This window comes from Mesorhizobium sp. CO1-1-8 (assembly GCF_020164875.1).
GTDB lineage: Bacteria > Pseudomonadota > Alphaproteobacteria > Rhizobiales > Rhizobiaceae > Mesorhizobium.
This window is the reverse complement of the sequence record NZ_JAIUGZ010000021.1, coordinates 1-12,244: the sequence shown is the minus strand read 5'-3', so window position 1 is coordinate 12,244 and position 12,244 is coordinate 1. Positions and strand designations below refer to the sequence as shown.

General features: G+C 62.8%; 12 protein-coding genes. 6 read left to right on the top strand and 6 right to left on the bottom strand.

The genetic code is table 11. The features are described 5' to 3' along the window. Window positions 1–110: 110 nt before the first annotated feature. The 6 genes from LB558_RS29080 to cyoA all read right to left on the bottom strand — a co-directional run bounded on the left by LB558_RS29080 (window position 111) and on the right by cyoA (window position 6,563). Window positions 111–1,295, bottom strand: a complete 1,185-nt coding sequence (locus LB558_RS29080; protein WP_224700673.1) for an aromatic amino acid transaminase — start codon at window positions 1,293–1,295, stop codon at window positions 111–113. A gap of 257 nt (window positions 1,296–1,552) precedes the next feature. Further along, window positions 1,553–2,260 carry an SURF1 family protein gene (locus LB558_RS29075; protein ID WP_224700672.1) on the bottom strand — a complete coding sequence of 236 codons (708 nt, stop codon included), beginning with the start codon at window positions 2,258–2,260 and terminating at the stop codon, window positions 1,553–1,555. Window positions 2,261–2,356: 96 nt separating this feature from the next. Beyond that, a complete protein-coding gene (gene cyoD / locus LB558_RS29070; RefSeq protein ID WP_224700671.1) occupies window positions 2,357–2,737 on the bottom strand; it encodes a cytochrome o ubiquinol oxidase subunit IV in 381 nt (126 codons plus the stop codon). Next, a complete protein-coding gene (gene cyoC, locus LB558_RS29065) occupies window positions 2,734–3,360 on the bottom strand; it encodes a cytochrome o ubiquinol oxidase subunit III (protein WP_224700670.1) in 627 nt (208 codons plus the stop codon). The genes cyoD and cyoC overlap by 4 nt, the downstream gene beginning before the upstream one ends. 5 nt (window positions 3,361–3,365) lie before the next feature. Next, window positions 3,366–5,378, bottom strand: a complete 2,013-nt coding sequence (gene cyoB, locus LB558_RS29060) for a cytochrome o ubiquinol oxidase subunit I (RefSeq protein WP_224700669.1) — start codon at window positions 5,376–5,378, stop codon at window positions 3,366–3,368. 15 nt (window positions 5,379–5,393) lie between these two features. Next, the gene (gene cyoA / locus LB558_RS29055) at window positions 5,394–6,563 is read right to left on the bottom strand and encodes a ubiquinol oxidase subunit II (RefSeq protein ID WP_224700668.1); all 1,170 of its coding nucleotides are present in this window, start codon (window positions 6,561–6,563) and stop codon (window positions 5,394–5,396) included. A 166-nt stretch (window positions 6,564–6,729) separates the two neighbouring features. Here cyoA and LB558_RS29050 point away from each other — a divergent pair, with 166 nt between their 5' ends. The 6 genes from LB558_RS29050 to LB558_RS29025 all read left to right on the top strand — a co-directional run bounded on the left by LB558_RS29050 (window position 6,730) and on the right by LB558_RS29025 (window position 12,160). Beyond that, on the top strand, window positions 6,730–8,043 hold the full coding sequence (locus LB558_RS29050; RefSeq protein WP_224700667.1) for an MFS transporter: 1,314 nt from the start codon (window positions 6,730–6,732) through the stop codon (window positions 8,041–8,043). 37 nt (window positions 8,044–8,080) lie between these two features. Next, window positions 8,081–9,361, top strand: coding sequence for an ATP-binding protein (locus LB558_RS29045; RefSeq protein WP_224700666.1), 1,281 nt, complete (start codon window positions 8,081–8,083; stop codon window positions 9,359–9,361). After that, window positions 9,351–9,884: a response regulator transcription factor gene (locus LB558_RS29040; RefSeq protein WP_224700665.1), complete on the top strand. Its 534-nt coding sequence runs from the start codon at window positions 9,351–9,353 to the stop codon at window positions 9,882–9,884. The genes LB558_RS29045 and LB558_RS29040 overlap by 11 nt, the downstream gene beginning before the upstream one ends. 250 nt (window positions 9,885–10,134) lie before the next feature. Continuing rightward, window positions 10,135–10,650: a sigma-70 family RNA polymerase sigma factor gene (locus tag LB558_RS29035; protein ID WP_263495446.1), complete on the top strand. Its 516-nt coding sequence runs from the start codon at window positions 10,135–10,137 to the stop codon at window positions 10,648–10,650. Further along, on the top strand, window positions 10,647–11,420 hold the full coding sequence (locus tag LB558_RS29030) for an anti-sigma factor family protein (RefSeq protein ID WP_224700663.1): 774 nt from the start codon (window positions 10,647–10,649) through the stop codon (window positions 11,418–11,420). Before LB558_RS29035 ends, LB558_RS29030 begins: the two co-directional genes overlap by 4 nt. A gap of 23 nt (window positions 11,421–11,443) precedes the next feature. After that, the gene (locus tag LB558_RS29025; protein WP_023812012.1) at window positions 11,444–12,160 is read left to right on the top strand and encodes a Bax inhibitor-1/YccA family protein; all 717 of its coding nucleotides are present in this window, start codon (window positions 11,444–11,446) and stop codon (window positions 12,158–12,160) included. The last annotated feature ends 84 nt before the right edge of the window (window positions 12,161–12,244 follow it).

Here is a 12,244-nt window from a genome sequence, read left to right as displayed (position 1 = left end):
GGTTTTCTGTCCGGAATTGCGTCAAAACAGTCTATCGGATGCTATCGCGCCGCCGGTCGCGCGGCCAACGTTGTCAGCCGGCGAGGGCGCCTTGTCCACAGGTGAGCCCGTCAGTCGAGGACAGACACGATCGCCTTGGCGAGTTCGTCCATGCCGTCCTCGGGCAGGCCGGCGACGTTGATACGGCTGTCGCCGACCATGTAGATGCCGTGCTCGGCACGCAGCCGCTCGACCTGCGCTTCCGTGAGGCCAAGGCGGGAGAACATGCCGCGATGGCTGGCGACGAAATCGAAACGATCGGAATTGGACTGCCGGCGCAGCGCCTCGGCGAACTGGACCCGAAGCCTGAGCATGCGCAGGCGCATCTCTTCGAGCTCGGCTTCCCAGTCGGCGCGCAAGGCGGCGTCTTCGAGCACGATGCGCACGGCTGCCGCACCATGGTCCGGCGGCATCGAATACATGGCGCGCGCCGCTGAGAGCATCTGGCTCATCGCCACATCTGCCTGTGCGCCGTCCCTGGCCAGGATCATCGCCGCGCCGACACGGTCGCGGTAGACGGCGAAATTCTTCGAGCAGCTCGACGCGACGACCATCTCCGGAACTTTTGCGGCCAGCAGGCGCAAGCCGAGGGCGTCGGCCTCAAGACCATCGCCGAAGCCCTGATAGGCGATGTCGACAAACGGCAGCAGCTCACGCTCGACGACCAGATCGGCAACGGCCGCCCACTGGGCCGCATCCAGATTGGCGCCGGTCGGGTTGTGGCAGCAGCCATGCAGCAGCACGACGTCGCCGCTCTCTGCGGTCCGCAGGGCCGCCAGCATGTCGTCGAAACGAACGGCGCCCGACGCGGCGTCGAAATAGGGATATTCACGGATCTGCAGGCCGGCGGCGCGCATCACCGGCATGTGGTTCGGCCAGGTCGGGTCCGACAGCCAGATGGTTGCATCCGAGCGTGTCCGCTTCAGCAGTTCCGCCACCAGCCGTAGTGCGCCTGAGCCGCCGGGTGCTTGTGCGGCGCGGATGCGCGTCATATCGGCGCCTGGACCGAAGGCGAGCCGGGCCATCACCGTGTTGAAGCCGGTATCGCCGGCAAGGCCGAGATAGGTCTTGGTGTCCTGGGCCTGCAGCAGGCGCTTTTCCGCTTCCCGCACGGCGCGCATGACCGGCGTCTTGCCGTCGCGATCCTTGTAGACTCCGACGCCGAGGTCGACCTTGTCTGGACGCGGATCGGCACGATAAAGGCCGATCAGGGCCAGAATCTTGTCGGCGGAGGCTGGCTGCAGGGTCTCAAACATCGATAGGGCTCCAATGGCGGCGGAGTGATACGCAAATCGGTCCCGTTTCGCCAGCGGTTTTAGCTGGGTGCTCCAGCCCGAGACGGGGGTGCCGCGAAGCCTGCCCTGCACGCTCCTGTGATATGCACGGGGTTTGATGCGGAACCCATGGATGCACATGGGAAAATGACAAGCCGGCACCAACAGCGAGATCACGCCATCGTCCGCGCCGGCATGAGCGCTTCCGTGCGCAATTTCGGCTTTGCCTCGGCCAGCGGTCATCCCCCGCCGTGCCTGTCTTTCACAGCCTGCCGCAACAGATAGGCGACCGCGCCCAGCACCATCAAGGCCAGCCCGAACCATGTCAGGGCATAGGCCAGATGGTTGTTGTGGAACGAAACGACCGTCAGGCCGCCGACCGGCCACCCTCCCTGATTGGGCGTGGCATCGGCATCGATGAAATAAGGAGCGACCTGCCCGAGGCCTTGCGTCGTGGCGATCGCCTGCACATCGCGCGAATACCAGCGGTTGGCGGCCGGATCGTTGGTACGCAGGAAGCCGCCTTTCGGTTCGCTGATGCGCAACAGGCCGTGAATTCCGGTGTGATCGCCCGAGGGCTTGCCTGCGAAGCGGGTTGCCGGATCGCGCTTGTCCGTCGGCACGAAACCCCTGTTCACCATCACGGTGAAACCAGCATCCGCTCGGAACGGCGCCATTACCCAGAAGCCACCGCCGAGATCGGTGACCGCCTGGACCAGGATCTCGCGATCACCGAGAAACCGGCCCGTGACGGCTATCTGGCGATACTCGTCATCCCTGGCGTTGATCGCTGGCCAGGCCGAAGGCGCCGGGGCGGCCACAGGTACTGCCTTGAGACGCTGGTCGACCCGCTCGATCAGGTCGAGTTTCCAGACCCGGCGCTCCAGCTGCCAGACACCAAGCGCCGAGAAGCCGGTGGCGCCGATCGCCCCGCAAAGGCAAAGCACCAGCAGCGTCCATCGCGAACGCGTAAACCTTTGGCCGGCGCCTGTATTAGAATGCGGTGTCGTCCACGCCTGTTCATCCAAAGCCAGGTCCCTCTCTCAGGGTATCTGACTCATATCATGGCCGGGCATCATGTTGACGTTCAGATGGTACATGACCCAGAGCGAGCCCGTCAGCGCGATCACCACCAGGATGAGGGTGAAGATCAGGGCCATCATGGTCCAGCCGCTCTCCGACCTGGTGTTCATATGCAGAAAGAACACCATGTGGACGATGATTTGCACGACGGCGAAGGCCATGATGGCAATCGCCGACGCCATCTGATTGCCGAGCGCGTTGGTCATGACCAGCCAGAAGGGAATGGCCGTCAGCACGACGGACAGGCCGAAGCCTGTCAGATAGCCGCGCAGCGAGCCGTGATCGACGCCGTGATGCGCGTGGTTGTGGTCGCTGGTGTCTGTTTGGTGCCTGGCGCTCATCGCAACATTCCCATCAGATAGACGAAGGTGAAGACGCCGATCCAGATGACGTCGAGGAAGTGCCAGAACATGCTCAGGCACATCAGGCGCCGCTGGTTCGCGGCGATCAGCCCATGTCTGGAGACCTGCACCATCAGCACCACCAGCCAGACCAGGCCGAAGGTGACGTGCAGGCCGTGCGTTCCGACCAATGTGAAGAACGACGACAGGAAGCCGCTGCGCTGCGGCGTCGCCCCCTCGTGGATGAAATGGGCGAATTCGTAGAGTTCGATGCCGAGAAAGGCGAGGCCGAACAGGCCAGTGATCACCAGCAACACCTGCATGGGCCTCACTCGTCCTTTCGCCATCTCCAGCATCGCGAAGCCATAGGTGATGGAGGACAGAAGCAGCATGGTGGTGTTGAGCGCGACCAGCGGAAGATCGAACAGGTCCTTCGGCGAGGGCCCGGCCGCGTAGTTGCCACCGAGCACGCCGTAGACCGCGAACAGCATCGCGAAGATGAGGCAGTCGCTCATCAGATAGATCCAGAAGCCGAGCATGGTGCTGCTGCCGCTCTCGGCATGGCCGTGGTCGTCTTCCAGGTGGAAGATCGTGTCGTCGATCACCGTATCGGCGTGTGCCATGTTGTTCACCCCGCCTGGCCCTCGGCCGCGAGCAGACGTGTCCGCTCATCCTCGACTCGCGCCACGTCACTGGAAGGAATGTGGAAATCCCGGCTATAGTTGAAGGTGTGCGCGATCGCGTAGCCGATCAGGGCGACGAAGCTGACGATCGCCAGCCACCAGATGTACCAGATGAGCGCCACGGCAAGCACCACGCTCAACCCGGCCAGGATAACGCCGGCTCCGGTGTTGCGCGGCATGTGGATGTCGCGGAAGCCTGTCAGAGGACGCTGGTAGCCGCGCTTCTTCATGTCCGCCCAGGCGTCGAGATCATGGACGACCGGGGTGAAGGCGAAATTGTAGGCCGGGGGTGGCGACGAGGTCGCCCATTCGAGGGTACGCCCGTCCCACGGATCGCCGGTATCGTCGCGAAGCTGCTCGCGCCGGCGCACGCTGACGAAGATCTGGATGAGGAAGGACCCGATGCCAAGCAGGATCAGGAAGGCGCCGAAGGCGGCGATGATGAACCAGATCTGCAGCGAGGGATCCTCAAAGGTGCGCAGCCGGCGCGTTACGCCCATCAGGCCAAGTATGTAGAGCGGCATGAAGGCGAACCAGAAGCCGACCACCCAGAACCAGAAGGACATCTTTCCCCAGAACGGATCGAGCCGGAAGCCGAATGCCTTGGGGAACCAGTAGCTGATGCCGGCAAACAGGCCGAACAGCACGCCGCCGATGATGACGTTGTGGAAATGCGCGACCAGGAACAGGCTGTTGTGGAGCACGAAGTCTGCCGGCGGAACCGCGAGCAGCACGCCGGTCATGCCGCCGACCACGAAGGTCAGCATGAAGGCGACTGTCCACATCATAGGCAGTTCGAAGCGGATGCGGCCCCGGTACATGGTGAACAGCCAGTTGAATATCTTGGCGCCTGTCGGAATCGAAATGATCATCGTTGTGATGCCGAAGAACGAGTTGACGCTCGCTCCCGACCCCATGGTGAAGAAGTGATGCAGCCAGACCAGATAGGACAGGATGGTGATGACGATGGTTGCGTATACCATCGATGTGTAGCCGAAGAGCCGCTTGCCGCAGAAGGCCGAGGTCACTTCGGAGAATATGCCGAAGGCCGGCAGGATCAGGATGTAGACCTCGGGGTGGCCCCAGATCCAGATCAGGTTCACGTACATCATCGGATTGCCGCCGAAGTCGTTCGTGAAGAAGTTGGTGCCGACATAGCGGTCGAGAGCCAGCAGAGCCAGCACCGCCGTCAGCACCGGGAAGGCGGCGACGATGAGCACATTGGTGCAGAGCGCGGTCCAGGTGAAGATCGGCATTCTCATCATGGTCATGCCTGGCGCGCGCATCTTGACGATGGTGCAGACCAGGTTCACGCCCGACAGCAGCGTGCCGACGCCCGCCACTTGCAGTGCCCAGATATAATAATCGACACCGACATCGGGACTGTAGCCGATACCGGACAGCGGCGGATAGGCCAGCCAGCCGGTGCGGGCGAATTCGCCGACGAACAGCGACATCATGACGATGACCGCTCCGCCGACCGTCATCCAGAAGCTGAAATTGTTGAGGAACGGAAACGACACGTCGCGCGCGCCGATCTGCAGCGGGACAACGAAATTCATCAGGCCCGTCACCAGCGGCATCGCCACGAAGAAGATCATGATCACGCCGTGCGCGGTGAAGATCTGGTCGTAGTGATGCGAATTGAGATAGCCTTCCGAACCGCCGAAGGCCATCGCCTGCTGGAGCCGCATCATGATGGCGTCGCTGAAGCCGCGCAGCAGCATGACGATGCCGAGCACCATGTACATCACACCGATGCGCTTGTGGTCGACGCTGGTGAACCATTCGCGCCACAGGTAGCCCCAGAGCTTGAAATAGGTCAGCGCGCCGACGAGGGCGATGCCGCCCAGCGCGACCACTATGAATGTCGCGACCACGATGGGTTCGTGCAGCGGCAGCGACTCGAGCGTAAGCCGGCCGAAGATCGCCTTGAGAAGAGCAGGATTGTCGAACATGTCTTGCGTGGCGCCTCAGGAGTTGAAGGGCGACCGAAGCGTGCCGGTTGCGGAAGGTGACGGCAGTCGGATCGACAGGGGCCGTGGCCGTTGCAGACCAGCGCCGACTATCGGCGTCGAGGTCATCGGCGTGGCGGATTGATCAGCCTTTGAAGCCGCCAGTGCTTCTTCGGTCGTGCATATGCTGGCGACATAGGAGGGGGTAGGGCCGAATATCGTGCCGCGCCGGGCGAACTTGTCGTACAGCAGCGGAAGGGTGTTGCGGATGCCGGCCATTCCCAGACCGCCCTTGGCGTCGATCTGCGACATCTCGCTCATGCACATCTTGCCGGGCTCGACGCACATGTTGAGGATCGCCTTGTAGAGATCGGTATCCACCGCCGCATAGTGGCGCACGGGCTGGTTCTCGCTGGGCCGTTCGAGTTCCAGATAGCCGTTTCGGTCGAGCTTGCCGCCGCCGTCCTTTGCCTTCGCGATCCATGCCTGGAAACCGGCATCGTCGAGGCCGTGGAACGCGAAGCGCATTCCCGAGAAGCCGGCGCCGCTGTAATTGGCGGAGAATCCTTCATAGTCGCCGGACTTGTTTATGACGGCGTGCAGCCTGGTTTCCATACCCGGCATCGCATAGATCTGGCCGGCCAGTGCTGGAATGTAGAAGGAGTTCATCACCGATGCGGAGGTGATGCGAAAGCTGATCGGCCGGTCCACCGGCGCAGCCAATTCGTTGACCACCGCGACGCCGTACTCGGGATAGATGAACAGCCATTTCCAGTCGAGCGCGACGACTTCGATCTCAAGCGGGCGCACGTCTGGCGGCAGCGGCTTGCCGGCCGATACACGTCCGATCGGACGATAGGGGTCGAGCAGATGCGTCCCCATCCAGGTCACTGCGCCCAGGCAGATGATGATCAGAAGCGGCACAGCCCAAATGACGAGCTCGAGATGGGTCGAGTGGTCCCAATCCGGCTCGTAGCGCGCCTCGCGGTTGGACTGGCGGTATCGCCAGGCAAAGAATATGGTGAGGGCCATCACCGGTATGATGACGATCAGCATCAGTGCCGTGGACACCATCAGCAGGTCGCGCTGCTGCGCGGCGACGTCGCCGGCAGGGTCCATGACGACCATGCTGCAGGAGCCGAGCGATGCCAGCAGGGGCAGCAGGAAAAGGGTACGGAGACGGCTCAATGTATGACCTGTCGGTTGTTCCCCCCAGTGCTAGCCGTACCGCGGCAATGAAGGCATTGGACAATTTGTCCAATGCCGCAATGACGCGGCAGGCGTCATCAAAGCATCTGGCCCGCGCACATGGCAAGCGATCGTATGAGACCGCGGCGGGGCGACGGAGAATGCTGTGAGCCCAACTTCGAAGATCGAAGCCGACGCAAGACGGATCACCGCGCGCCATCATGAGGTGAAGCCCGGTGAAATCGCCGTTGGCGTCATCATCGGCAGGACGTCGGAATTCTTCGACTTCTTCGTCTACGCGATCGCTTCCGTCATCGTCTTTCCGAAGCTCGTATTTCCTTATGCCGACCCGTTGACCGGCACGCTCTACTCCTTCGCCATCTTCGCGCTTGCCTTCATCGCGCGGCCGATCGGGACGGCGATCTTCACCGCGCTCGACCGCGCCTACGGACGCAGCGCCAAACTCACCATCGCGCTGTTCCTGCTGGGGACCTCGACCGTGTCGATCGCCTTCGTGCCCGGTTACGACCAGATCGGCGCGGCTTCGGCCTGGCTGCTGGCCATGTTCCGGATCGGTCAGGGACTGGCGCTGGGCGGGACATGGGACGGACTTGCCTCGCTGCTGGCGTTGAATGCGCCTGAAAAGCGTCGCGGCTGGTATGCGATGATCCCGCAGCTGGGCGCGCCACTCGGGCTCATCGTTGCCAGCGCCCTGTTTGCATATTTCGTCGGCAACCTGTCGGCTGAAGACTTCTTCAGCTGGGGCTGGCGCTACCCGTTCTTCGTCGCCTTCGCCATCAACGTCGTCGCCCTGTTCGCGCGGCTGCGCATTGTGGTGACGCCGGAATACACCAGACTGTTCGAAGGCCAGGAACTGGAGCCGACTTCCGTTCGCGAGACGTTGCGCGCCGAAGGGCGCACTGTTGTGCTCGGCGCCTTCGCGCCGCTGGCGAGCTTCGCCCTGTTCCACATGGTGACGGTGTTTCCTCTGTCCTGGATCTTCCTGTTCACGCGCGAGGGACCAGCACGGTTCCTGGTCATCGAGACGATCGGAGCCTTCTTCGGCCTGGCGGCAATCGCGATCTCGGGCTTCGTCGCCGACCGGGTCGGACGCTGGCCCTTGCTCGGAGGCTCGGCGGTGGCCATCGCCGTGTTCAGCGGTTTCGCGCCACAGCTGCTCGATGGCGGCTTCGTCGGAGAGTCCGTCTTCATGGTCTTGGGCTTCGTCCTGCTCGGCCTGTCGTTCGGCCAGTCTTCAGGTGCACTCGCCTCGAACTTTTCAAAGACCTACCGCTATACCGGCGCGGCGTTGACCTCGGACCTCGCCTGGCTGTTCGGCGCAGGCTTCGCCCCCATTGTCGCCCTGTTCCTGTCCGCCCATTTCGGCCTGATCTCGTCAGGCGCCTATCTGTTGTCGGGAGCGCTATGCACGCTGCTGGCGCTGAGGCTCAACCAGCGCCTGGATCGGACGCCCGCTTGAGTGACCTGCTTGGCCAGGGCTGGGACCTCCCGGTCCAATGACTCTGCACGACAAGACCAACAAACAGAATTTCCTGCTTCTGATTCAACTGCGCTGGATCGCGGTCGGTGGTCAGATCGTGACGATCCTGTTCGTCCGCTACGCGCTTGGCATCGGGCTGCCGCTGGTGCCGATGGCGGTGGTCATCCTGCTGCTGATCGCGCTCAACGTCGCCAGCCTGCGGCGGCACAGCAGCCAGGACGCGATCACCAACACCGAGCTGTTTCTTGGACTGCTGCTCGACGTCACCGCGTTGACGGTCCAGCTTTACCTGAGCGGCGGCGCGTCCAATCCCTTCATTTCGCTTTACCTGCTCCAGGTCATCCTGGGCGCGGTACTGCTGGAGACATGGTCGGTCTGGGCGCTTGTCTTCACTGCAAGCACGTGCTTCATCGCGCTGACCACCTTCTACCGTGAGATCAGCCTGCCCGCCGCACACGGTGCCGGGCTGTTCAGCCTGCACATCCAGGGCATGTTCATCTGTTTCGTCCTGGCGGCAACGCTTCTGGTGCTGTTCATCACCAGGGTCCAGAACAACATTCGCACCCGCGACGCCCATCTTGCGGATTTGCGGCAGCAATCGGCGGAGGAGGCTCACATCGTCAGGATGGGCCTGCTCGCCTCTGGCGCCGCACATGAGCTCGGCACGCCGCTGGCCACGCTTTCCGTCATCCTCAATGACTGGCAGCGTATGCCGGCTCTCGAGGCCGATCCGGATCTGGCGCAGGAAATCCGGGAGATGCAGGGCCAGTTGGACCGTTGCAAGAAGATCGTTTCGGGAATCTTGATGTCGTCGGGCGAATTGCGCGGCGAAGGCACGGTTCGCACCTCCGTCGACGCCTTCTTCGCGGAGCTGGTGGCCGAATGGAAATCGACACGGCTGCCGCAAGGTTTCGAATACACCAGGCGTTTCGGCGCCAACCAGGAGATCGTCTCCGATCCCGCGCTCAAACAGGTGATGTTCAATGTACTGGACAATGCACTTGAAGCGTCGCCTCTATGGGTCGGGTTGATCGTCAGCCGCCACGCTGACGATCTCATCGTCGAAGTTGTCGACGTGGGACCGGGATTTGAAGAAGCCATGCTTGCAGAATTCGGCAAGCCCTACACGTCGACCAAGAACCGGCCAGGTAGCGGTCTCGGCCTGTTTCTGGTCGTCAATGTCATCCGCAAGCTGGGGGGTAGCGTCACCGTAAGAAACAGAAACGAGGGGGGAGCTTCGGTCACGTTGAATCTGCCGCTGGCTGCTCTGTCTCCGCGAGGGCACAATGCCGAGTAAACGCACGCTGTTGATCGTCGAGGACGACATCGCCTTTGCCAACGCACTGCGCCGGTCTTTCGAACGGCGTGATTACGAAACGCATAGCTGCCGGAGCGTCGACGGCGTGCATGCGCTGATCGGCACCGTTGCCTTCCAATATGCCGTGGTCGATCTCAAGCTCGCCAGCGGCTCGGGCCTGGAATGCGTCAGGGCGCTGCACGAACACGATCCTGAAATGCGGATCGTCGTGTTGACCGGCTTTGCAAGCATCGCCACCGCTGTCGAGGCGATCAAGCTCGGCGCCTGCCAGTATCTCGCCAAGCCCGCCAATACAGACGACATTGAAGCGGCTTTCGGCCAGGTCGAGGGCAATGCTTCGGTGCCGCTGGCCGAGCGGCCAACCTCGATAAAGAACCTCGAATGGGAGCGCATCCACGAGACGCTGGTGGAGGCCGACTTCAACATCTCCGAAACGGCACGACGGCTGGGCATGCACCGCCGGACTCTGGCGCGAAAGCTTGAGAAGAGGCGTGTGAAGTAGGCACGATCTACTCCATTCCAGTCGCCACATTGGGCCCACTGCCGCCATGCCTGCCGTCGATGCACCGATGGAAATCACCCGCACAACGATTCCGGGAGCTTGTATTTCTCGGCCTTATCATGCGGCTCCAGGGATGGCTGCTCGATGCTGCGGGGCGAGGGTAGAGGCGAACGATGTCCTCAAAGGGAAAAATTGGCAGGGCAGGGATTAAAATCCCCACATGCTCCGTAAACAGGACATGAAACCGTCGATGCCACGCTTTGACATCATAGGACAGCTCGGTTCGCTGCGCCGCTATGCGCGCTCGCTGACGCGCGACAGCATCGACGCCGAGGACCTTGTGCATGACGCGCTGGTGCGCGCCTATGAGCGGCGCAGCACATTCCGCTCCGGCGGAAACCTGCGCGCGTGGCTGCTGTCGATCGCCCACAACACCTTCATCGACACAATGCGGTCCCGCAAGTCCGAAGCGGCGCGCCTCGAACAGGCCGGATACCTGGCCGAGGGCAGCACGCCGGCGCCGCAGGAACATTCGGTGCGCCTGGCGCAAGTGCGCGAGGCCTTTTTCAGTCTGCCGGAAGAACAGCGCTCAGCGCTGCACCTCGTCGCCATCGAAGGCCTCTCCTACAGCCAAGCCGCTGAAGCCAGCGGCGTGCCGCTCGGCACGCTGATGTCACGCATCGGCAGGGCGCGCGCCGCACTGCGCGAGATGGAGAAGCCGGCGAAGGCAAAAAACCACCTCAGGATCGTTGGAGGCCCGTCATGACCGCAACTGTCGATCCCGTGACGGATATAGACCTCGACGCCTATGTCGACGACCAGATCGACGTCACCCGCCGCATCGAGGTCGAGGCATTCTTGTCCGCTCGCCCGGAGGCCGCCGCGCGCGTGATGTCGGATCTCAGGACCCGCGATGAACTGCGCGTGGCGCTTGCCGGCTCCAGGGGCATGGCACGGCCCGCGACCGCCGATGCCGCGCGGCGGCTGGAGAGGGGGCTTGCCCGCGGCCGCATCTTCGGTGGGCTGCAGCGCGCCGCGGTGGTTGCTGCCTTCGTCGCCGCCGGCTGGCTGGCAAACGGCATCATCGGGCCCATGTCGGTGACCAAAGTCGTCGCCTCGCCGCAGCCGCCCGCCTATGTCGACGAGGCGGTGCGAGCCCACAGGACGACGCTGGTGCGCGAGAACATGCCCTCGCAGCCCGAGGCGCCCAATTACAACGCCGGTGAGATACGCGCCGCGACCGCCATCGTCATGCCATCGCTGCCCAAGGACTGGAAGGTTCGCGACGTGCAGATTTATCCGTCGCGCTTTGGGCCGAGCGTCGAGATGGCGGTCGAGACGAAAGACATGGGACTGGTGTCGCTGTTTGCGATCCGGCCTGGAACCTTCGACGTCGTCAAGCCGACGATCGCGCCCTCAGGCGATATTTCCTCGGCCTATTTCCAGATCGGCGAGGTCGCCTATGCGGTGGTCGGACGAAGCGAGGTCCGTGACCTCGACCGCGCCGCCGAGACGCTCGCCAAGACGCTTTACTGATCGATCCACAAAGGAGAACGCAAATGAACACCCCCAATCTGGGATATCGCGTCGGCGCCGGCGCCCAAACCGGAGCCATCTTCGACGAGGGCCTGCGTCAGCACATGCTGCGCGTATACAACTATATGGGCGTAGGCCTGGTGGTCACCGGCCTCGTCGCCTTCATGATCTCGTCGACGCCGGCGCTCTACGTGCCGATCTTCTCCAGCCCGCTGAAGTGGGTGGTGATGCTGGCGCCGCTCGCCTTCGTCATGCTGTTCTCGTTCAAGATGCAGACCATGTCCGCGGCCAGCGCCCAGGCAATGTTCTGGGCCTTCTGCGCGGTCATGGGCCTGTCGCTCGCCTCCGTGTTCCTGGTCTTCACCGGAACCAGCATCGCACGCACATTCTTCATCGCCGCCACCATGTTCGGCGCCACCAGCCTCTATGGCTACACGACAAAGCGCGACCTGACCCAGTTCTCGTCGTTCCTGATCATGGGCCTGATCGGCGTGGTGATCGCCAGCATCGTCAACATCTTCCTCGGCTCGACCGCGCTGCAGTTCGCCATCTCGGTGATCGGCATTGCCGTGTTCATCGGCCTGACCGCCTGGGATACGCAGACGATCAAGGAACAGTACGCTGAGAATTTCGACGCGGAATCGCGCCAGAAGCTCGCCGTATTCGGCGCCTTCTCGCTCTATTTGAACTTCATCAACATCTTCCAGTTGCTGCTGAATTTTACCGGCGAACGCGAATAACGACTATCCGCTGTGGGCAAGAGCGAGGGTTATTGCTCTTGATGCGGAGAAGTGGGGGGGGGGGGGGGGGGGGGGGGGGGGGGG